This window comes from Salinicola sp. NYA28a (assembly GCF_976982775.1).
In genome coordinates this window covers 3,074,789-3,095,262 of sequence record NZ_OZ334582.1, presented here as the reverse complement: position 1 = coordinate 3,095,262, position 20,474 = coordinate 3,074,789, and the positions used below count along the sequence as shown (strand labels likewise).

The 20,474-nt window shown below is 62.6% G+C and carries 18 protein-coding genes; 13 read left to right on the top strand and 5 right to left on the bottom strand.

The window, feature by feature from the left end; translation table 11 throughout:
* Positions 1-166: 166 nt before the first annotated feature.
* Both ACWHY3_RS13940 and ACWHY3_RS13935 read right to left on the bottom strand, forming a co-directional pair.
* Entirely contained in the window at positions 167-526 is a 360-nt protein-coding gene (locus tag ACWHY3_RS13940; RefSeq protein WP_448126787.1) for a hypothetical protein, read from the bottom strand.
* Between the two features lie 181 nt (positions 527-707).
* Entirely contained in the window at positions 708-1,166 is a 459-nt protein-coding gene (locus tag ACWHY3_RS13935; protein ID WP_448126786.1) for a hypothetical protein, read from the bottom strand.
* Between the two features lie 215 nt (positions 1,167-1,381).
* Between ACWHY3_RS13935 and ACWHY3_RS13930 the strand changes: the two genes are divergently transcribed.
* The 3 genes from ACWHY3_RS13930 (at position 1,382) to ACWHY3_RS13920 (ending at position 4,001) form a co-directional block, all read left to right on the top strand.
* Positions 1,382-1,723, top strand: coding sequence for a PepSY domain-containing protein (locus ACWHY3_RS13930; protein ID WP_448126785.1), 342 nt, complete (start codon positions 1,382-1,384; stop codon positions 1,721-1,723).
* A gap of 110 nt (positions 1,724-1,833) precedes the next feature.
* Positions 1,834-2,505, top strand: a complete 672-nt coding sequence (locus tag ACWHY3_RS13925; RefSeq protein WP_087718440.1) for a winged helix-turn-helix domain-containing protein — start codon at positions 1,834-1,836, stop codon at positions 2,503-2,505.
* A complete protein-coding gene (locus tag ACWHY3_RS13920) occupies positions 2,502-4,001 on the top strand; it encodes a sensor histidine kinase (RefSeq protein ID WP_306298790.1) in 1,500 nt (499 codons plus the stop codon). The genes ACWHY3_RS13925 and ACWHY3_RS13920 overlap by 4 nt, the downstream gene beginning before the upstream one ends.
* A 59-nt stretch (positions 4,002-4,060) precedes the next feature.
* Here ACWHY3_RS13920 and ACWHY3_RS13915 read toward each other — a convergent pair whose 3' ends face one another.
* The gene (locus ACWHY3_RS13915; protein WP_448126784.1) at positions 4,061-5,050 is read right to left on the bottom strand and encodes a LacI family DNA-binding transcriptional regulator; all 990 of its coding nucleotides are present in this window, start codon (positions 5,048-5,050) and stop codon (positions 4,061-4,063) included.
* A 475-nt stretch (positions 5,051-5,525) separates the two neighbouring features.
* Between ACWHY3_RS13915 and ACWHY3_RS13910 the strand changes: the two genes are divergently transcribed.
* The 7 genes from ACWHY3_RS13910 (at position 5,526) to tal (ending at position 14,281) form a co-directional block, all read left to right on the top strand.
* Positions 5,526-6,845 carry an ABC transporter substrate-binding protein gene (locus ACWHY3_RS13910; RefSeq protein WP_448126783.1) on the top strand — a complete coding sequence of 440 codons (1,320 nt, stop codon included), beginning with the start codon at positions 5,526-5,528 and terminating at the stop codon, positions 6,843-6,845.
* Between the two features lie 230 nt (positions 6,846-7,075).
* Entirely contained in the window at positions 7,076-7,921 is an 846-nt protein-coding gene (locus ACWHY3_RS13905; RefSeq protein WP_256961123.1) for a carbohydrate ABC transporter permease, read from the top strand.
* Positions 7,918-8,742, top strand: a complete 825-nt coding sequence (locus ACWHY3_RS13900; RefSeq protein WP_087718443.1) for a carbohydrate ABC transporter permease — start codon at positions 7,918-7,920, stop codon at positions 8,740-8,742. The genes ACWHY3_RS13905 and ACWHY3_RS13900 overlap by 4 nt, the downstream gene beginning before the upstream one ends.
* A 45-nt stretch (positions 8,743-8,787) precedes the next feature.
* Complete coding sequence (locus ACWHY3_RS13895) at positions 8,788-9,924, top strand: ABC transporter ATP-binding protein (protein ID WP_087718444.1); 1,137 nt, start codon at positions 8,788-8,790, stop codon at positions 9,922-9,924.
* A 60-nt stretch (positions 9,925-9,984) separates the two neighbouring features.
* On the top strand, positions 9,985-11,460 hold the full coding sequence (locus ACWHY3_RS13890; protein ID WP_448126782.1) for a mannitol dehydrogenase family protein: 1,476 nt from the start codon (positions 9,985-9,987) through the stop codon (positions 11,458-11,460).
* A gap of 84 nt (positions 11,461-11,544) precedes the next feature.
* Positions 11,545-13,032 carry a xylulokinase gene (gene xylB / locus ACWHY3_RS13885; protein WP_448126781.1) on the top strand — a complete coding sequence of 496 codons (1,488 nt, stop codon included), beginning with the start codon at positions 11,545-11,547 and terminating at the stop codon, positions 13,030-13,032.
* A gap of 292 nt (positions 13,033-13,324) precedes the next feature.
* Positions 13,325-14,281, top strand: a complete 957-nt coding sequence (tal, locus tag ACWHY3_RS13880) for a transaldolase (protein WP_087718447.1) — start codon at positions 13,325-13,327, stop codon at positions 14,279-14,281.
* 413 nt (positions 14,282-14,694) lie between these two features.
* On the opposite strand, the gene ACWHY3_RS13875 is transcribed toward tal, so the two are convergent.
* A complete protein-coding gene (locus tag ACWHY3_RS13875; RefSeq protein ID WP_087718448.1) occupies positions 14,695-15,690 on the bottom strand; it encodes an LLM class flavin-dependent oxidoreductase in 996 nt (331 codons plus the stop codon).
* Between the two features lie 430 nt (positions 15,691-16,120).
* Here ACWHY3_RS13875 and ACWHY3_RS13870 point away from each other — a divergent pair, with 430 nt between their 5' ends.
* The gene (locus ACWHY3_RS13870; protein ID WP_087718449.1) at positions 16,121-17,755 is read left to right on the top strand and encodes a BCCT family transporter; all 1,635 of its coding nucleotides are present in this window, start codon (positions 16,121-16,123) and stop codon (positions 17,753-17,755) included.
* Positions 17,756-17,947: 192 nt separating this feature from the next.
* Complete coding sequence (locus ACWHY3_RS13865) at positions 17,948-18,136, top strand: hypothetical protein (RefSeq protein WP_448126780.1); 189 nt, start codon at positions 17,948-17,950, stop codon at positions 18,134-18,136.
* Between the two features lie 51 nt (positions 18,137-18,187).
* Here the strand turns inward: ACWHY3_RS13865 and ACWHY3_RS13860 are convergent, their stop codons facing one another.
* Positions 18,188-18,886, bottom strand: a complete 699-nt coding sequence (locus ACWHY3_RS13860) for a GntR family transcriptional regulator (RefSeq protein WP_448126779.1) — start codon at positions 18,884-18,886, stop codon at positions 18,188-18,190.
* A 200-nt stretch (positions 18,887-19,086) separates the two neighbouring features.
* On the opposite strand from ACWHY3_RS13860, the gene ACWHY3_RS13855 reads away from it, so the two are divergent.
* The gene (locus tag ACWHY3_RS13855; RefSeq protein ID WP_448126778.1) at positions 19,087-20,451 is read left to right on the top strand and encodes a malonyl-CoA decarboxylase; all 1,365 of its coding nucleotides are present in this window, start codon (positions 19,087-19,089) and stop codon (positions 20,449-20,451) included.
* The last annotated feature ends 23 nt before the right edge of the window (positions 20,452-20,474 follow it).

The following is a 20,474-nucleotide window of genomic DNA, read 5'->3' as shown; positions in this document are numbered from 1 at the left end:
AGGCGCGGCGCTGAAGGCGTTCGAGGGGAAGCGGAGCGCGTCGAGCGCAAGGCGGAGCGCGTCGAGCGCAAGCAAGAGAGCGTGATCGAAAAGCGCGCGATCAAAGCGTGCACGATCAAGCCCCGACGCGGGGAATCGATGCAGGGAAGCGATGCCGGTAGCCTGTTCAGGAGTCTTTCGAGCGCACCTCGTATTCGCCATCGAGCACTTGCTGGGAGCGCCCTGCCGAGTGGTTGCCGCCGTCGGGATCGGCGCTGCCGCCGGCATACTGCGCTCGAGAGGCGCGGAACTGTTCGGCGCGCTTTTTCATGCGATGGCGGAGAAACGGCAGCATCGCCCAGCCGACGACCAGGAAAAACAGGCCGAGCAGGGTGCCGACGATCAGCATGACGCCGAAGAGCAGCCAGGTGAACAACAGGCGCAGGCCTCCGGCACCCTGACTGGGACGAGTCTGCTGAACGCGCTCGCGCCATTGCTGCGCGGCACGCCAGGCGGCGTTGCCGGTATTGTGGCGGTTATCGGTCATCCACTTTCTCCTCGGTTGCTGAGAGGGTGTTTACAAAACAGGCGAACGAAGGCAAGACAAGGCAAAATGGGCCGAAAACACGGAGTTTACATGGAGTAAATGAGTATTTGAGGCCGATTTTAACGCTGGATTGTCGAGTGCAGCCCTTTTGTCAACACCCTCTGGGTCGGCAGCGTTGTGATCATCTGTTCAACTCGTCCCGATGCAGGTCGAGATCGAGTTCGTTCTGCTGCGCGTTGTAGCCTTCTATCTCGATGCGACCATCACTGTCGACTTCGAGTTCCGCGAAATGCTGCATGCCGCGATTCTGTGCCTGGGCCAACGCGCTCTGCAACTCTTCGGCCGTCAGGCTCCAGTCCGGGATGTTCGATTGACGCTGACTTTCCCGCATCAAGGCACCGTCGTCCAGCGCCATCGAGACGTCCAGTTCCCAGCCGTCATCGCGCCACCCTTCGACCTCGAGCCGGTTGTCGTCACGATCCACATCCAGCTTTTCGTAATGGGTGAAGCCATAGCTTTCGGCGCTGTCGAGCAGCGTCTTCAATTGACTGTAGGATAGCGTCGCCTCGTCGGCCAAGGCGCTGACGCTGATTCCGCTTTCCAGTGCAACGGCAGGCAACATCCACAGACGGTATTTCATGATCGATCTCCTGAAGTTAGGTACCGGTAGACGCGTTCTTCGCGACGGACCGGCCTTGTCGATAACCATCGTTATACTCGGGGTGACCTTGACGCGAACTGAAAGAGACATTCATCCGGGGTTCATCGTCTACAGCCGTGATACGCCCGGGCGGTGGCGTGTCGCGGGCTGACGTATTCATGTCGGATTCATCGCCTTTGCGGCACACTGCCGACATGAAACTTAGCAACCCTCTCTTGCTGTTGACCCTGGTGCTGCTCACGAGCGGCGGGGCGCTCCCATCGGCCAGTGCCGGTGGCGATGACTGGCGCGACCTTCACCAGGAGGTCAAGGAGGGCCATCTGGTCGGCATCGGCGAGATCATGGACTGGCTGGAAGCCCGCTATGATGGTGAAATTCTGGAGGTCGAGCTCGAGCAGGAAAAGGGCCAGATCGAATATGAAGTGGAGATGATCGGCCCCCGGGGGCAGGTCGTCGAATTCGAGTTCGACGCCACCAATGGCGAGTTGCTGAGTGTCGAAGGAGTGAATATCGAGGCGATGAGGAAGTCGCCTTAGCCTGTCGCCGATACTGGCGATATCCGGCCGGAGCCGCCTTTTGACATGGACGAACTCCGCCAGGGACGATCGTTGCAGTGAAAGATGAGTCTTGAATCAGGGAGTCGGTAATGAAGGTACTGCTGGTCGAGGATGATGCGGCACTGGCCGAGGCGTTGGCAGCTGCGCTGGCCGAGGCCGGCCTGCTGATCGAGTCGACGACCACCGGGCAGGAGGCTGACTTCCTGGTGCGCACCGAGCGCTACGATGCGGTCATCCTCGATCTCGGGCTGCCCGACGGTGATGGGACGCGCTGGCTCTCCCAGTGGCGGGAGGACGCGATCGATCTGCCGGTGCTGGTGCTGACGGCACGTGAGCGCTGGTCCGACAAGGCGGCCGGATTCTCCGCCGGCGCCGACGATTACGTCGTCAAACCGTTCGAGACCGCCGAGGTACTGTTCCGGTTGCGAGCGCTGGTTCGCCGCAGTCACGGCCACGCTCATCCGGTGATTCGGATCGGGAAGCTGACCCTGGATACCCATTCGGGCAGCGTCTCGCTGGCCGGGCGACCGATCACGTTGACCGCGCAGGAATCCCGCCTGCTTTCGTACCTGATGCATGCCTCGCCGCGTATCGTCAGTCGCGCCGAGCTGGTCGAGCATGTCTACAACCGCGATCACGAGCCCGACTCCAATGTCATCGACGTCCAGATCAGCCGCCTGCGGCGCAAGTTCGGCCGCGCCCGGATCGAGACGCTTCGGGGTCAGGGCTACCGCCTGGTGGATCTCGAGGCCGAGGCTTGAAAGACCAGAACTCGAAAGGCCAGGACTCGAAAGCCCAAAGCTCGAAAGGCCAAGACTCGAAAGGCAGCGTCCTGAAACGCTGGCGGCCTCGCTGGATATCGCGCTGGGGGGAGCGGTTGCGGCTGGCGCCGTTGGGGGCGCGCCTGCTGGTGGCCTCGCTGCTGCTGGTCATCGTGCTGCTTCCGCTGGCCGGCGTCGGGTTGAGCTACACCTTTCGGCAGTCCGCGACGGCCTCTTTCGATACCCGTCTCGAATCCCTGCTCAATGCGCTGTTGGCCGGCATTCAGGTCGACAGTATCGGCCAACGTCTGCAATTGAACCGTTCGCTGGGCGATGCTCGCTTCGATCGCGTCTATTCCGGCTGGTATTGGCAGGTGAGCAACGGCAGCGATCTCACCCTGACGTCGCGTTCGCTGTGGGACCAGCGCCTGCCGATTCCCGAGCACCAAAGTGGTTTGGCCGTCTACGAGGTCGAAGGCCCGCGCGATGACGACTTGCGCATGATCGAACGTGGCCTGCGCTTGCCGGGGCACCAGGACGTGATCCACGTGGCCCTGGCCGGATCGACCGCGGAACTCAACCATGAGGTCGAGCGCTTCGAGCGCCTGCTGATCGTGTCGCTGGCCACGTTCGGCGTGCTGCTGCTGGCCGGGTTGGCACTGCAGATGCGCTGGGGGCTCGCGCCGCTGCGGCGGATGTCGGCCAATCTGCGGGCGGTGGAGGAAGGGGATATCGAGCGCCTGGACACGCAACTGCCGGTGGAACTGAAGGAGCTGGCGCTGGCCATGAACGGCGTGCTCGAGCGTGATCGGCGCCTGATCGAGCGCGGGCGCGCGGCGGCCGGCAACCTGGCACATGCGCTGAAGACCCCGGTCAGCGTGCTCAAGACGCTCTCGGAACGTTTTCCCGAGGCCCAGCGGCAGCCCATCAATACCGAACTGGCCCGGATCGACGATGCGGTGCGTCACCATCTGGCCCGCGCGTCGGCAGCCGGCGGCGTGGCGTTCTCGGGGCGTGTCTCGATCGGCGACGCGATCGCGCCGGTCGTTCAGGGGCTGGCCAGGCTGGCGGAACGACGCGGCATACGGTTCGATGCCGATATCGATCCGAACGCGGCGGCGCGCATCGACCCGCAGGACATTCAGGAGCTCACCGGGAACCTGCTGGAAAACGCCTTGCGCTGGGCGGACAGCCGGGTTTCGTTCAGTGTCTCCCGGGTATCGCAGGGCGTGCGCCTGCGGATCGAGGACGACGGCCCGGGCATGACCCGCGCCCAGGGGGAGTCAGCCCTGGCGAGGGGTGTCAGGCTGGATGCCCGCGGTTCTGGTTCGGGCCTGGGGCTGGCAATCGTCGAAGACCTGATGATGCTCTACGGCGGCACGCTGCGCCTGGAGCGTGCCGCCCTGGGCGGGCTGGCGGCGGATGTCTGGCTGCCGGCATCGCCGGTTTCGGCGCGAATCGGCGACACGGCCAGCCAGCCGCCGCCAGCCGACTGATTGCCGACCACACCATTGTCACTCGGCACTGTCGGGATTCGGCTGCCTCTGCTCCGGAATCAACGAGTACGAAGCTGGCCTCGCACCACGGTGCGGAAGCCGCGCTGTTCCGGTGACTGAATCGCCGCCAGCGCCAATTGCAGCGCCTGCTGCGCGATTTCCGGCAGGTTGTGATGAATGCAGGGAATCCGCACCCCGAACACGTCGCTGTGCTCAATGTCATCGATGCTGAACAGCTGGACGTCCCGCTGCGGCACGACTTCTTGCTCATGGCAGAGTTTCAGTACCGCCATGGTGATCTGGTTGTTGGCGCCGATGATTCCTTCCGGCCAGGGATGTTCCTGCAGATAGTCCCGCAGCGCCTGATAGGCGGGCTCGAAGCTGAAATCGCTATACACCACATCGAGCGATATCTGGCGGCTGCCGATCGCTTCCCGCAGACCCGACATGCGGCCGATCGAGACCATCGAGTCGGCCGGCCCCGATACGGCAAGCAGTTTTTCCAGACCCTGCTCGAGACAGTAGCGGCCCGCCTGATAGCCGCAGTCGAGGTTGTCGATGTAGACCCCGCCGTAGTGGGCCGCCTTGAGCTCGCGGTCGACCAGCACGACCGGGATTCCCGCCGCCTCGAGGCGATCCAGATAGGCCGGGTGGTAATCTATGTCCGACGAGATGACCGACAGGATGACCGCATCGACGGAGAACTCGATCAGCTTGCCGATCGCCTCGGCTTCCAGCGTCTCCGATTCATAGGAGTCGAAGACCAGCACGGTGTAGCCACGGGCTCTCGCCGCCAGCGTGATCTCTCGGGTCATTCGACCGAAGAAGGGGTTGTTCATGTTGGGATTGACGACGCCCAGTGTCCGCGTGACAGCGGTCTCGCGCTGGGTCGTCTGTGACGGCGATACATAATTGAGCTCGCGAGCGATACGCAATATCTGATCGCGCGTTTCGGCATGAACTTTTTCCGGCGAGGAAAACGTGCGTGAAACGGTGATCTTGCTGACCCCGGCCTGGCGGGCAATATCCGCGAGCGTGGTTCGAGGCATTGACCTCATCTCCCTGATAACACCCCGTGATTTCATAAAATCCAGGCGATGACTCTGGCTTTCATGCGCTGAGGCGTCAGCAGCCCAGCCGCTGATACGCCATGATCATCCAATATCATTTCGTGTCATTTTCTATCATGGAAATCGTACTGTAGAGCTGATTTTCCGTACTACTTAAGTCTAGTTGAGACATTAAACATTGGTCTAATGTGGTTTAAGTAGTTGATTATCAAGGTTTTAGTATAAATGAAATGACTTGCGTCAATCAGTGTTAACGCTATGATTTGATGCTGATGTCATGGCGTTTGAACATGCATCAATAAAAACGCACGGTCGATCTTCGTCAACTAACGCCAGCCTGGACAGATCAGGTCCGATCGTATCCGCGGGATCGTCCGATACTCGGCGTGACAGCAGTCGAAAACGATAGCCGTCGACAACATAGCAATAACGAGCGCTACGAGAGGAATTCCAGATGAGACTTGCCCTGTTTGTTTCAGGCATCGGTATCGCGGGCCTGGGTGCCTGCTCCGCCGCCATGGCGCAGAGCACGGAGATCACCGTCGCCACCGTGAACAATCCCGACATGGTGACGATGCAGAGCATGATGTCGGCGTTCAACGAGGCGCACCCGGACATCAAGGTCAACTGGGTGACGCTGCCGGAGAATGAACTCCGCCAGAAGGTCACGACCGATATCGCCAGCGGTGCCGGCCAGTACGACGTCGTCACCGTCAGCAACTACGAGACCCCGATCTGGGCGCAGAACGACTGGCTGGCGCCGATGGAAAATCTGCCTGCCAGCTATGATGCAGATGATCTGCTCGCGCCGGTCAAGGAAGGGCTGTCGGTGGATGGCACGCTCTACGCGCTGCCGTTCTATGCGGAGTCCTCGGTGACCTATTACCGCAAGGATCTGTTCGAGAAGGCCGGCATCGAGATGCCGGACAAGCCGACCTGGACCCAGATCGAGGAGTTCGCCTCCAAGATCCATTCTCCTTCGGACGGCGTCTACGGCATCTGTCTGCGCGGCCTGCCGGGCTGGGGTCAGAACATGGCGCTGTTCGGCACCATGGTCAACAGCTTCGGCGGACGCTGGTTCGACATGGACTGGAATCCGCAACTGACCAGCGATGAGTGGAAGAATGCGGCCAACGCGTACGTCGACCTGCTCAATAACTATGGCCCGCCGGGCGTGACCTCCAACGGCTTCACCGAGTCCGAGACGCTGTTTGCCAACGGTCAATGCGGCATGTGGGTCGACTCTACCGTGGCGGCCAGCTATCTCAGCGATCCGGAGACGTCCCAGGTGGCGGAGAACGTGGGATTTGCCCAGGCGCCGTACGAGACGACCGAGAAGGGCTCCAACTGGCTGTTCACCTGGGCGCTGGCCGTGCCGCAGTCCTCCAAGAATCAGGAAGCGGCGAAGACCTTCGTCGACTGGGCGACCTCCAAGGACTACATCCAGACCGTCGCGGCTGACAAGGGCTGGCTGGCGGTGCCGCCGGGAACGCGCCAATCCACCTACGCCAGCGAAGAGTACGTCGAGGCTGCACCGTTCGCGCCGCTGGTCGAGACGGCGATCAAGAGCGCCAGCCCGAACGACTCCAGCGCGCAGGAAGTGCCCTATACCGGCGTGCAGTTCGTCACCATCCCGCAGTTCCAGGCGATCGGTACCCGTGTCGGTCAGTTGATGGCGGCGATGCTGTCCGGTCAGAGCAGTGTCGACGAGGCGCTCCAGCAGGGGCAGACCTTCACCGACCGCATCATGCAGCAGACCGGCAAGCCGCAGTAAGCGACTCGCCTTTGGACACCGCCGGTCGGCCGATCGGCGGTGTCGCTGCGTAAGTCGGATCGTTTAGCTGGACCGTTTAGTCGGACTGTTTAGCCGGACCAGTGGTTGCGTCACGCAATCCCAAGCCACGGGAATCACGCATGAAAGCCATTTCTCGAACCGTCTCGACCGCCACGCCTTCTGCCGAGGTCACCGGGGCGCGCTCTTTCGCCCGTACCACACGGCTGTTGATGGCGCCGGCGGTCATCTTCCTGCTGATCTGGATGCTCGTCCCGCTGGCGATGACCATCTATTACTCGTTCCAGCAGTACAACCTGATCATGCCGATGTACAACGGCTTCGCCGGGTTGAACAACTTCGCGATTCTGCTGGGCGATCCCACGTTCTGGAAGTCGCTGGCCAATACCCTGATCATCGTCGCGGCCAGCCTGGTCATCACGGTGTGCCTGGGTCTGGCGCTGGCACTGCTGTTCAATCGCACCTTCGTCGGCCGTGGCGTGGCTCGCACGCTGGCGGTGGCGCCGTTTTTCGTGATGCCGGTGGTGACCGGCCTGATCTGGAAGAACATGCTGTTCCACCCGGTCTACGGGTTGTTCGCCTGGGTGGCGCGGCAGTTGGGGCTGGAGCCGGTCGACTGGCTCGCCCACTATCCGATGCTGTCGGTGATCATCATGATCACCTGGGAATGGACGCCGTTCGCGCTGCTGGTCCTGCTGACCGGCCTGCAGTCGCTGCCGGAAGACCAGATCGAGGCGGCCAGGCTCGATGGCGCCAATGCCTGGCAGGAGTTCCGCCATATCGTGGTCCCGCATCTGGGGCAGGTGCTCTATGTCGTGGTGATGCTGGAGAGCATCTTCTTCCTGACCTCGTTTGCCGAGATCTACACCACCACCAGCGGTGGCCCCGGGACCGCGACCACCAATCTGCCGTACTACATCTTCCAGACCGTGTTCCAGCAGAACGACATCGGCATCGCGTCGGCGGCCGCCATCGGCGCCGTGATCCTGGCGAACATCTTCGCCATCATGCTGATTCGCTTCATTGCCGGGAACCTCAACGCGGGAGCCGCACGATGAAATCGCAACGGTTTGCCAACACTGCCATGGGCGTGCTCGCGTGGGTCGTGGCGCTGCTGATCTTCTTCCCGATCCTGTGGCTGCTGCTGACCGCGTTCAAGACCGAGCAGCAGGCCTTCACGGTGGTACCGAACTTCTTCTTCTCGCCGACACTGGAGAGCTTCAAGACGGCCCTGGCGCAGGGCAGCGGCTACTGGCACTACGCCTGGAACTCCGCATTGACCGCCGTCGCCTCGACCGTCATCGGGCTGGCGCTGGCGGTACCGGCCGCCTACGCCATGGCTTTCTATCCCAACAAGCGCACCGACTTCCTGCTGGTGTGGATGGTCTCGACCAAGTTCATTCCGGCGGTCGGCGTCCTGATTCCGATCTATCTGGTCTATAGCGCGGTCGGACTGCTGGACAACGCCCTGGGGCTGACGCTTTTGTTCACCGCGATGAACCTGCCGATCATCGTGTGGATGGTCTACTCCTACTTCCGCGACATCCCCAAGGACATCGTCGAAGCCGCCGACATCGATGGCGCCAGCATCATGCAGACCCTGTTCAAGGTGGTATTGCCGCTGGCGCTGCCCGGACTGGCTTCGACCGGTCTGCTGGCGCTGATTCTGGCGTGGAACGAGTCGTTCTGGAGTATCACCATGACTGACCACAGCGCTGCAACGCTGGCGGTTTACATCGCCTCGTTCAAGAGCGCCGAGGGGCTGTTCTGGGCCAAGATGTCCGCCGCTTCGGTGCTGGCGATCGCGCCGATCATCGTGCTCGGCTGGTTCACGCAACGCCAGATGGTCAGAGGGCTGACCTTCGGCGCCGTCAAATGACCGGCGATCGTGCTGGTACCGAATTTCATCGAGAGGGTTAACGACATGGCCATCGTCGAACTCAAGAACGTCGCCAAACGCTATGAATCCCAACACAAGGGTTCAAGTAGCAACAACGCCGTCGACAATTTCAACCTCGTGACGCGCGACGGTGAATTCGTGGTGCTGGTCGGGCCTTCGGGCTGCGGCAAGTCCACCACCATGCGGATGATTGCCGGTCTCGAGCGCAACACCGGTGGCGAGATCCTGATCGGCGGCAAGGACGTCAGCCAGGTGCCGCCGAAAGAGCGCGATATCGCCATGGTGTTCCAGAGCTATGCGCTCTATCCGCACATGAGTGTGGCGGAGAACATGGGGTTCAGTCTGAGACTGAAGAAGCGTCCGGCCGAGGAGATCAAGCAGAAGATCGACGAGGCGGCGCAGACGCTGGGTATCGAACATCTGCTGGACCGCAAGCCGCGCGAGCTGTCCGGCGGTCAGCGTCAGCGCGTCGCGCTGGGACGGGCGATCGTGCGCAACCCGCAGGTGTTCCTGATGGACGAGCCGCTCTCCAACCTGGATGCGAAGCTGCGCGTCGATATGCGCGCCGAGATCGTCAAGCTGCACAAGCGGCTCAACGTGACCACGTTCTACGTCACCCACGATCAGGTCGAGGCGATGACCATGGGCGAGCGTATCGTGGTGATGAAGGACGGTGAAATCCAGCAGATCGATACGCCGATCAATCTCTACGACTTTCCGGCCAACCGGTTCGTGGCCGGTTTCATCGGCAATCCGTCGATGAACTTCCTGCGTGCCCGGCATGCCGACGGCGCGGTCAGCGGACCTGGCTTCGCCTTCACGCTGGACGCGGCCCACACCCAGGCCATGGCATCACGGCGTGTCGTCGATGTCTGGGTCGGCGTTCGTCCGGAACACCTGCGGATCGGCGACGCGGCCGGTGCCAATCGCGTCGAAGGTACGGTGGATGTCGTCGAGACGCTGGGCGCGGTGACCATGGTGCAACTGAGCGTGGGGGAACATGTCGTCACCGCGCAGTTGCCGGGCCATCAGACAGTTCGGATCGGCGACACGCTGACACTGACTTGCGACAGCGACAAACTGCACCTGTTCGACAGCGAAAGCGAGCTGGCCATCGGCCGCGAGTCGGCGGCGGCGTCTTCCGCGACTGCCGAAGCCTAGTCGAGCCTGCGTTGTGCTCAGTATCTTTCCCGGAGCAGTGACTTTTTCAGGAGAAACCCCATGGCATCGCTGAATTCGGCGGCTCTCGACCAACTCGACGGCGCCGTCGCCAAGCCTTCCTACGATCGTAGCCAGGTCACGCCGGGCATCGTCCACTTCGGCGTCGGCGGCTTCCATCGCGCCCACCAGGCGATGTATCTCGACGACCTGATGAACCGAGGCGAAGCGCTGGACTGGGGCATCGTCGGCGTCGGCGTCATGCCGGGCGACCGGCGCATGCAGGCGGCGCTGTCCGCCCAGGATCACCTCTATACGCTGGTGATCAAGCATCCCGAAGGGGAGTATCAGGCGCGAGTCATCGGCTCGATCATCGATTACCGATACGCGCCGGACGACATCGAGGACACGCTGGAGCTGCTGGCGGACCCGAAGATTCGCATCGTCTCCCTGACGGTGACGGAAGGGGGCTACAACTTCCACCATGTCACCGGCGAGTTCGATCTCGGCAACGAGGACATCAAGCACGACCTGGCCTCGCCACAGGCGCCCAGGACGACCTTCGGCATCGTCGCCGAGGCGCTGGCGCGCCGGCGTGAGCGGGGCATCGAGCCTTTCACGGTGATGTCCTGCGACAACATCCAGGGCAACGGCGAGGTGGCGCACAAGATGTTCGTGGCCTATGCCAAGGCGCGGGATGCGGAACTGGGCGACTGGATCGATGCCAACGTCCGTTTCCCCAACTCGATGGTCGACCGCATCACGCCGGTGACCACCGATGCCGACATCGAGGAGATCCACCAACGCTTCGGTATCGAGGACCGCTGGCCGGTGGTGTGCGAACCCTTCACCCAGTGGGTGCTGGAGGACCACTTCAACAGCGGTCGGCCCGCCTACGATCAGGTCGGCGTGCAACTGGTCGACGATGTCATGCCCTACGAGCTGATGAAGCTGCGTCTGCTCAATGCCAGTCACCAGGCGCTGACCTACTTCGGCTATCTGGCCGGCTATCGCTACGCCCACGAAGTGTGCAAGGACCCGCTGTTCGTCGAGTTCCTGCTCGACTACATGAATCGAGAGGGCACGCCGACCCTGCGGCCGGTGCCGGGCGTCGACCTCGACGACTACAAGCGCACCCTGATCGCGCGTTTCGCCAACCCGGAGATCAAGGACACCCTGGCGAGACTGTGCGCCGAGAGTTCGGATCGCATTCCCAAGTGGCTGCTGCCGGTGATTCGGGAACAGCTGGCGCAGGATGGCGAAATTCATCGCAGCGCGGCGGTCGTGGCCAGCTGGGCCCGTTATGCCGAAGGCGTCGACGAGCAGGGCGAGCCGATCGTGGTGGTCGATCGGCTCAAGGACGAGTTGATGGCGATCGCCAAGCGCAACCGTGACGAGCCGACCGCGTTCATCGAGAATCGCCAGTTGTTCGGCGATCTGGCCGATGACGAACGTTTCCGCACGGCCTACCTCGATGCGCTAGAACGGCTGTACCGGGACGGCGCGCGTGCCTGCGTCGAACATCTCGTCGCCAATTGACCTCAGCGACTGACGGGGTAAGGTCGGCGTTCACGCCGGCCATGGCGCCGGGCTGGAATCTGAACTGATCGAGGGATGGATGCAATGTATATCGGTGTGGATTGTGGCACGCAGAGCACCAAGGTCGTGGTGGTCGATGGAAGCGACGGCTGCATCGTTGGCGAAGCCTCTCGTCCCCACAAGCTGGAGCAGGGCGATCACGGCCGGCGGGAGCAGCGTATCGAAGAGTGGACCGAGGCATTTCGTGGCGCACTCGGGGAGGCGTTGAGCAACGCCGGCGTGGAGGCGGTCGCGGTCCGTGCCATCGGTATCTCGGGGCAACAGCACGGCATGGTCGCGCTGGATGGCGACGGCGTGCCGGTGCATCCGGCCAAGCTCTGGAACGATACCGAAACCGCGGAGTGGAACGAACGGCTGATCGACCGGCTCGGCGGGGAGCAGGGTTGTATCGACAAGCTGGGCCTGGTGCTGCAGACCGGCTATACCGCTTCCAAGATCGCCTGGCTGCGCGAGACGCACCCGCAGGCGTACCGGCGTATCGCCACGCTGCTGCTGCCGCACGACTATCTCAATTTCTGGCTGACCGGAGAGCGTGTCGCCGAGCCGGGCGATGCTTCCGGCACCGGCTACTTCGATACGCGCACGCGGACCTGGCGTCGCGACGTGTTCGAGATTATCGCCCCGGAGCTGGATGCCGACAGCGTGCTGCCCAGGCTGATCGATTCCCGCCAGGCGGTCGGCACGGTTCGCCCGGCGCTGGCGCGGGAGCTGGGCCTTGGCGACGACGTGCTCGTCTCCAGCGGCGGTGGCGACAACATGATGGGCGCCATCGGCACCGGCAATATCGAGCCGGGCCGCGTCACGATCAGCCTGGGTACCTCCGGCACCATCGCCGTCCATTCGCCGGATCCGGTGGTGCCGGACAACGCCATGGTGGCGAACTTCTGCGCCAGCCACGATGGCTGGCTGCCGCTGATCTGCACCATGAACGTGACCTCGGCCACGACGACGCTGCGGGAACTGGTCGGGCTCGATATCGAGGGTTTCAATCGTGCCGTCGCCAAGGCCGAGCCGGGGGCGGGCGGCATCACCCTGCTGCCGTTCTTCAGCGGCGAGCGGGTGCCGGCGCTGCCGCAGGCCCAGGCGAGCATGAGCGGCATGACCAGCTTCAATACCACGCCGGAAAACCTCTGCCGTGCCGCCGTCGAGAGCGCGACGTTCGGGCTGCGTTATGGACTCGAACTGCTCGGCCCGCTGGCGAGCCAGGCCACCCAGGTACGCCTGGTCGGCGGCGGCGCGAAAAGCCCGATCTGGCGCCAGATCGTGGCCGACGTGCTCGATGTCGAAGTGGTCTGCCCGGAAGTGACCGAGGCGGCAGCCTTCGGCGGCGCGATTCAGGCGCGCTGGTGCGACGATCGCGAGTCCGAGGTGGCACTGGACACGCTCTGCCGGGACTGGGTCAAGCTGGACGAATCCACCTTGACCCGACCCCAACCGGAAACCGTGGCCAGCTATCACGGTATTTATCGGCGCTACCGCGACGCGCTGAGCCGCGAGCACGGTATCGCCTGAGTCTTCGGTTTCCGGCAGTCGGTGGCGGCTGTCGGGCCTTGAAATCAAGGCATCGCCTCCTCATCGATGAGTCATGGCACGACGTTCTTTTCCGAAAGAATCCATGATGCCTCGATGACCTGACTCTTTGCAGATCGCGATTCCCGGTCCGGTGACGGTGGATCGGATGCCGCCGATGAGGAATGGCCCGAAACTCGGCAAGGTCCCCGGCGAGAGCCGGGCATCGGTGTTATGCTTTCAGGATCAGGATTGCGACGGGATGCAATCACACGCCACGACGATGGAGCGACTCATGACACAGCAACTCGACTCTCTCAAGCAACTTTCCATGGTGGTTGCCGATACGGGCGATCTGGATGCCATTCGCCGTTATCAGCCCCACGATGCGACTACCAACCCGTCTCTGATTCTCAAGGCGTTCGATCTCGAGGGTTATCAGGATCTGATCAAAGAGACCCTGAGCGCGGTCAAGTCGGAAATTTCCGACCCCGATGCCCGCATCGAAGAGGCGGTCGATCGCCTGTCGGTCGCCATCGGCACCGAGATCACCAAGCTGGTGCCCGGCCGGGTATCCACCGAAGTGGCCGCCAAGCTCTCGTTCGACGAGCAGGCGAGCATCGACAAGGCTCATCACCTGATCGATCTCTACGAGAAGCGCGGCGTCTCCAAGGATCGCGTACTGATCAAGCTGGCCTCGACCTGGGAAGGCATCCGCGCCGCCGAGAAGCTGGAGAAGGAAGGCATCAACTGCAACCTGACGCTGCTGTTCTCCGATGCTCAGGCCCGTGCCTGCTTCGAAGCCGGCGTCTATCTGATCTCGCCGTTCGTCGGCCGCGTCACCGACTGGTACAAGAAGGCGACCGGCACCGAATCCTACGCGCCGGACGAAGACCCGGGCGTCAAGTTCGTTCGCGGCGTTTGCGACTACGCCAGCCGCTACGGGTACGACACCGTGGTCATGGGCGCCAGCTTCCGCAATACCGACCAGATCCTGGCACTGGCAGGCTGCAACCGCCTGACCATCTCGCCGGCGCTGCTTGAGGAACTCTCCTCGGCGGAAGGGGAAGTGACCCGCAAGGTGACCGATACCGGTAGCGGCAGCGAGCGTCTCGACCCGATCGGTGAAGCGCAGTTCCGTTGGGAGCACAACGAGGACGCCATGGCGACCGAAAAGCTGGCCGAAGGCATTCGCACCTTCGCCGCCGACCAGAAGAAGCTGGAAGGGCTGCTGGCCAAGCGTCTCGGCTAAGTCTTTTCTTTCAAGCTCGATGATGAGACACCCGGCCATGTGCCGGGTGTTTTTTTATTGGTGGACCGGACTTGGTGGTGGACCGGACCTGGCTGATTCTTGAGTGAAGAGGGCATCACTGATCGTGAATCAGCCATCCTCACCGTTGATTGACGAGGGGGCTTAACGCTCGCCCCCTCGCCGCTCCCCCTCTTTTTGACGCCGCCGGTCGGCGAAACCCTGGTCGCTCGAGTGTCGATCTCGGGTCGGCGCGAAAGGGCATCCTGCCCAACGCGCCTCTTGCGTCATCCATGACGCAAGACCCGGTTCGACACTCGATTGCCCAGCGCCGTCCGGGAAAGGCGTCATCGGGTGGCAGTCGACAGGCTTTGAGGTCGAAATCTACCCGAGGCGTCTTCTGTCGATCGGAGGAGTTACGCCTTCTTCCACACATCCGCCAGAATCTCGTAGGACTTCACCCGATCAGCGTGATCAAAACAGTCGGTATTGACCATGATCTCGTCGGCGCCGGTGCGTTCGAGCAATTCGTCCAGCTGCTGGCGAACGCGCTCCGGGCCACCGACCACGGCGGCGCCGAGATTCTGCGCGACCATCGCTTCTTCCTGCAGCGACCAGTCGAGTCTTTCCACCGGCGGCTGGGTGCGCGTGCTCTTGCCGCGAATCAGGTTGAGGAATTTCTGCTGCTGCGTGGTAGCCAGGAAGCGGGCGCGCTCGTCGCTCTCGGCCGCGACCAGCGGAATGCCGATCATGGCATGGGGCTTGTCGAGCACGCCGGGCTGGAAGCCTTCGCGATAGAGATGCAGCGCCTCGATCATGTAACCCGGCGCGAACTGGCCGGCAAAGGCGAAGGGCAGCCCGAGCCGGGCGGCAAGCTGGGCACTGTAGCCGCTGGAACCGAGCAGCCAGATGGGCACGTGCGTGCCTTCGCCGGGAATGGCACGCACGCGCTGACCGGGCACGCTGTCGCCCAGGTAGCGGCGCAGTTCATCGAGACGATCGGGGAAATCGTTGACGCCGGCACGAGGATCGCGACGCATCGCCTGCATGGTCACGCCATCCGACCCCGGCGCACGGCCCAGGCCGAGATCGATGCGATCCGGGTAGAGCGTGGCCAGCGTGCCGAACTGCTCGGCGATCGCCAACGGCGGGTGGTTGGGCAACATGATGCCGCCGCTGCCGACGCGAAGGGTCGAGGTGGCCCCGGCGATATGACCGATCAGGACGCTGGTCGCCGCACTGGCGATCCCGTCGATGTTGTGGTGCTCGGCCAGCCAGTAGCGGTTGTAACCCAGCCGCTCGGTCTGCTGGGCCAGGTCGACGCTGTGGCGGAAAGTCTCCGCCGCTGTGCCGTCGCGCGTGATCGGTGCCAGATCCAGCACCGAGAGAGGTATATCGGCAAGTCGTGACATGAGCGTTCTCCTCGGAGAAATGGGCGGGCGCTCGTTAGCGCCCTCATGATCCTCATCATGAGGGCGCCGGGGGCGAATGCAACCGATATGTGGTGTCGATTTTGATTGGCACGCGGACGCGCTCTTTCCGGGAGAGCGCTTTGGGGCGATGTCAGCAGGGGCCGGGACCGGCTGACGGCGCTGACGTGCGGCGTCTCGCTGCCGGGGCTGGAGCCGATAACCCGTCACCGAATGGCTCTCCGGCGAATGATTGAAAGGTAGGCCGGGGAGGTAGTCCAAAGGGAACTTACGCCGGAGCCACCCTGACATGGTATGTTGGAGTTCCTCGGAAGCGTGACTCGAGACAGCTGGCAGTAGCGTCCGCAGAGGCAGAAGGCGTCGTCTACACTGGTGATGTCAAAGGAAATCAGCACAATCAAAAGGGGACGACATGCCCAAGCTTGGTAAACAAGGTGTATTCATCGTCTCGGCGATGGTGATAGCGGCGATCGTCGCCGTTGGCGCCATTTTCCCGACTGGATTTGGGAATATTGCCAACGCTGCATTGGGTGCGACCACGCACTACTTTGGATGGTTTTATCTGCTATCCGTGTTCGGATTCGTGATTTTTCTGGTCGGCCTGGCGTTCAGCAAGTACGGAAAGATTCGCTTGGGGCCGCAGGACAGCAAGCCGACCTATGGCTTCTTTTCCTGGGTGAGCATGCTGCTCGCAGCGGGCTTCGGCGTCGGTCTGGTGTTCTACGGCATGGCGGAACCGATGACGCACTATATGACGCCGCCCTATGGCGACGTGGCGCCGGAATCCGCCGAGTCGGCGCGCTATGCAATCCAATATGCCTTTTTCAACTGGGGTATTCACCAGTGGGCGGCCTTTTCGGTCGTCGGCCTGATCATTGCCTACTATCAGTTTCGCAAGAACCAGGCGGGCATGGTTTCCAACGTGCTGTCGTCGGTCACCGCGAAACGTCCGAAGCTGCGCCGTCTTGGGCCGATCCTCGATATCTTTGCCGTCGTCGCGACGGTAATGGGTGTGGCGACCTCCATCGGGCTGGCCGTGCTGCAGATCAACGGCGGTCTGCATTCCGTGTTCGACGTGCCCGAAAACATGATGTGGCAGTTCATCATCATGGGTGCGATGTTCATCTGCTACATGATCTCGGCGACGTCGGGGCTGGACAAGGGCATCAAGAACCTTTCCAACCTCAATCTGATCATCTGTTTCGCGCTGATGTTCTACATCCTGTTCACGGGGCCGACCATCGCGATTCTCGAGACCATCACGCTGGGCATCGGCGATTATCTGCAGAATTTCATCGGCATGAGTCTGCGGATGTCCCCCTACGATGACAGCCAGTGGGCGTCCAACTGGACGATTTTCTACTGGGCCTGGGTCATCGCCTGGTCGCCGTTCGTCGGTACCTTCGTGGCGCGTATCTCGCGCGGCCGCACCATCAAGCAGTATGTCTTCGGCGTGCTCGTCGTGCCGCCGCTGTTGGCCTGCCTGTGGATCGGTGTCTTCGGCGGCGCCGCCATCCAGATGGAAATGAACAGCGATGCGGGTCTCGCCCAGGCGACGGCCGACAACATCACCTCGGCGCTGTTCCGCATGTTCGATCTGATGCCGTTCTCGAACGTGCTGTCGGTCGTCGCGCTCTGCCTGATCTTCATCTTCCTGGTGACTTCGGCGGACTCCGCGACTTATATCGTCTCGCAGATGACCGATAACGGCTCGCTCAATCCGCCGCTGATGAAGCGGATCATCTGGGGGGTACTGATCGCGGCCATCTGTCTGACGCTGCTCTCCGCAGGCGGGGAGAACGGGCTGAAGGGGTTGCAGTCGGCATCGGTGCTGGCGGCGCTGCCCTTCACGTTCATTCTCTACGGAATGATATTCGTGACCCTGAAAGAGCTGCGTGCCGACCGCAAGGCGATGCTGACCGCGCTCTACCGTCGCCATAGCGATACGCCGGTGGGTGCCGATGCGTTCGAAGCCGAAGAGCTGGCGGAAGAAGATCGCTACCGCCGCGCGCCGGATATCAAGAACCGTCGCATCAATCCGCGATAGTCGGGCGTGATATCGCGACGGCCCCGGTCCGCCAGGATCGGGGCCGTTTTCGTTGGTGGCATCGCTCAGCAGAGGCTGGGACGAAAGGAATGGCGGGCAGAGTGGCGAAGATCGGCGAAAAGACCTAATTTGAAGCTCAATTCAAGAGGCGTGCCGCCGTTAACATAATCATATGACTTGCGGAACTTGCCTATGCGCCCAGCCATAAAGCCGTCCCGCCCACTACGCCAGTACCAAACGCGCCAAGGCGCGACGCGGCGTTCGATGGCGCCAGCCGAGGCGCCGATCGACCGGTGGCTCAACCTGCTGGTCAGCGTATCCGTGGTCACGGCGCTGATCGTCGGCGGCGTGGCGCTGATCGTTACCTTGCTGTTCCACTGATCGCCACGATCATGGTCATCCGGTTAGCCTCGTTCTCGAAGGTTGCCGATCTCACGACGAACCTTCCGGCATCGGTCGCTCTGCGCGGCGTTGGCGCTGCAATCGCTGCATCGAGGCCACCAGGTCGTTGAACCGTTCCCCCTGAATCTGGACGTGAGCCTTGATCGCCGCTTCGGCAGCGTCGGCATCGCCGCGCTCCAGCGCCGCCATGACCGCTTCGTGCTCGTCGAAACTGCTGGCGAGACGGCGGCGGGCATGCAGCTGCAGACGGCGATAGGGCTTGAGAATGGCGTGCAGGCGCGAAGCTTCCTGTGCCAGGAAGTCATTATGGCTGGCCTGGTAGATCAGGTGATGAAAGGTCCCGTTTTCGTAGTAGTAACCGTCGGCATCGCCGGCAGCCATGCATTCGCGGCAAGCCGCCTGGGCGCGATGCAGCGCCGCCAGTTCTTCTGGTGTCATGCGCCGCGCCGCCAGGCGCGCGCACATCCCTTCCAGCTCTGCCATCACCTCGAAGCGCTCGACCAGTTCGGTCACGCTCAACTGGGCGACGAATGTTCCGCGCTTGGGCAGCACGCGCACCATGCCGGATGCGGCGAGCTGCTGTAGCGCCTCGCGGATCGGCGTGCGCGAGCAGTCGTACTCCTGCGCCAGTGCCGCCGGGTCCAGTTTGTCTCCAGGCGCGTAATGACCTTCGACGATGGCATCCTCTAGCAGGTCGCGAAGCCGCTGGGCATGCGGGATGCGGGCCATATTAGACTTTCTCCTATGTTGACACCGGGCTGGCCGGGGCATAACTGTTATATATAACAGAGCGATGACATGTATGTTAACAGTCGGTTTCGGAATTCATGCCGACGTTTTTCTGCCAGACCGCTTCGCTCTGCCGAACGCTCGTCGCTGCCGCCGCTGGTGACAGCCCGAGCTCCAGCCACAGACCCGAGAGGGCCGGCATGAACGTCAACATGAATTTTCTGCAGGATCTTCTCTCCAGCATCGGCCGCCGGACACGGGGCCAGCATCTTGTCGGTAGCGAAGATGGCGGGACGCCGAGCAGTCTGGCGCGACTGACATCGGTGTGCGAAACGCTGATGCAGCCCGGCGGCGAGGCGTCCCAGATTCTGATCGCCCAGGAGGCGCTGGAGCGCTACGCCTCGCTCGGCGAGAGCGACCGGCTTGCCTTCTTCCAGTTGCTGGGGGAACGCTACGCCGCCGAGCCCGACGCCATTCACGAGGCTTACGCGGCGTATCGCGACAACGGGGACAACGCCAGTCTGCAGCGGCTGTTCGCGGCCTGCGAGCCTCGTCGTCAGCACCTGCTGCGGCGGCTGAATTTGTGCCCGGGCGGCACCTACGAACTGGTCAAGATGCGCGCGGACCTGTTGCGCTGTCTCAAGGCGAACCCCGAGCTGGTGCCGCTGGATGCGGATTTCGATCATCTCTTCGCGTCCTGGTTCAACCGCGGCTTCCTGGTGCTGGAGAGCATCGACTGGAACACGCCTGCCGCGGTACTCGAGAAGATCATCCACTATGAAGCCGTTCATGCCATCGGCGACTGGTCGGACCTGCGTCGGCGCCTCGACCCCGAAGATCGCCACTGCTATGCCTTCTTCCACCCGGCCACGGGTGACGAGCCGCTGATCTTCGTCGAAGTGGCGCTGTGTCGGGGTATTCCCGACAGCATCCAGACGATTCTGGAGGGTGGCGACGAGGTGCGTCCGGAAGAGGCCGATACTGCCGCCTTCTATAGCATCAGCAACTGCCAGGCCGGCCTGCGGGGTATCTCGTTCGGCAACTTCCTGATCAAGCAGGTCGTGCAGGAACTCAAGCGCAATCTGCCGAATCTCGAGAACTTCGTGACGCTCTCGCCGGTCCCTGGTTTTGCCAAGTGGCTGGCGACGGAACGCGAAAGTGGAACCTGCCAGCTCGCCGACGAGATCGCCGAGGGGCTCGACGAGGGGCGCTGGCTGGAAGACGCCAAACTGCGCGACAAGCTGAATGCCGAACTGCGGGGGCTGGCGGCGCATTACCTGACCGACGTCAAGCGCGATAGCGGCCTGCCGCTGGATCCGGTGGCCCGCTTTCATCTGGGCAACGGCGCCAGCCTGCACCGGCTCAACTGGCCCGGCGATACCTCCGAGAACGGTCGCCGCCAGTCTCATGGCCTGATGGTCAATTATCTCTACGAGCTCGACCGCATCGAGCAGAACCACGAAGCGTTCAGCCGCGAGGGCACGGTGGTCTGCACCAGCGAGATCCGCCGCGATGCCAAGCAGGGGCGCTCGCGCTGCCGTCATGGCTCCCGGACCGATGCCTGATCGGTCGTGACCGTTTAACAAAG

What these genes read in the sequence shown, in the direction of transcription:
- ACWHY3_RS13890 (WP_448126782.1), top strand. Translation starts at nt 9,985, where the DNA reads ATGGCATCGCTGAATTCGGCGGCTCTCGACCAACTCGACGGCGCCGTC.
- ACWHY3_RS13925 (WP_087718440.1), top strand. Translation starts at nt 1,834, where the DNA reads ATGAAGGTACTGCTGGTCGAGGATGATGCGGCACTGGCCGAGGCGTTG.
- ACWHY3_RS13860 (WP_448126779.1), bottom strand. Translation starts at nt 18,886, where the DNA reads ATGGCCCGCATCCCGCATGCCCAGCGGCTTCGCGACCTGCTAGAGGAT.
- ACWHY3_RS13895 (WP_087718444.1), top strand. Translation starts at nt 8,788, where the DNA reads ATGGCCATCGTCGAACTCAAGAACGTCGCCAAACGCTATGAATCCCAA.
- ACWHY3_RS13910 (WP_448126783.1), top strand. Translation starts at nt 5,526, where the DNA reads ATGAGACTTGCCCTGTTTGTTTCAGGCATCGGTATCGCGGGCCTGGGT.
- ACWHY3_RS13900 (WP_087718443.1), top strand. Translation starts at nt 7,918, where the DNA reads ATGAAATCGCAACGGTTTGCCAACACTGCCATGGGCGTGCTCGCGTGG.
- ACWHY3_RS13935 (WP_448126786.1), bottom strand. Translation starts at nt 1,166, where the DNA reads ATGAAATACCGTCTGTGGATGTTGCCTGCCGTTGCACTGGAAAGCGGA.
- ACWHY3_RS13905 (WP_256961123.1), top strand. Translation starts at nt 7,076, where the DNA reads ATGGCGCCGGCGGTCATCTTCCTGCTGATCTGGATGCTCGTCCCGCTG.
- ACWHY3_RS13865 (WP_448126780.1), top strand. Translation starts at nt 17,948, where the DNA reads ATGCGCCCAGCCATAAAGCCGTCCCGCCCACTACGCCAGTACCAAACG.
- tal (WP_087718447.1), top strand. Translation starts at nt 13,325, where the DNA reads ATGACACAGCAACTCGACTCTCTCAAGCAACTTTCCATGGTGGTTGCC.
- ACWHY3_RS13875 (WP_087718448.1), bottom strand. Translation starts at nt 15,690, where the DNA reads ATGTCACGACTTGCCGATATACCTCTCTCGGTGCTGGATCTGGCACCG.
- ACWHY3_RS13855 (WP_448126778.1), top strand. Translation starts at nt 19,087, where the DNA reads ATGAACGTCAACATGAATTTTCTGCAGGATCTTCTCTCCAGCATCGGC.
- ACWHY3_RS13930 (WP_448126785.1), top strand. Translation starts at nt 1,382, where the DNA reads ATGAAACTTAGCAACCCTCTCTTGCTGTTGACCCTGGTGCTGCTCACG.
- xylB (WP_448126781.1), top strand. Translation starts at nt 11,545, where the DNA reads ATGTATATCGGTGTGGATTGTGGCACGCAGAGCACCAAGGTCGTGGTG.
- ACWHY3_RS13940 (WP_448126787.1), bottom strand. Translation starts at nt 526, where the DNA reads ATGACCGATAACCGCCACAATACCGGCAACGCCGCCTGGCGTGCCGCG.
- ACWHY3_RS13915 (WP_448126784.1), bottom strand. Translation starts at nt 5,050, where the DNA reads ATGCCTCGAACCACGCTCGCGGATATTGCCCGCCAGGCCGGGGTCAGC.
- ACWHY3_RS13870 (WP_087718449.1), top strand. Translation starts at nt 16,121, where the DNA reads ATGCCCAAGCTTGGTAAACAAGGTGTATTCATCGTCTCGGCGATGGTG.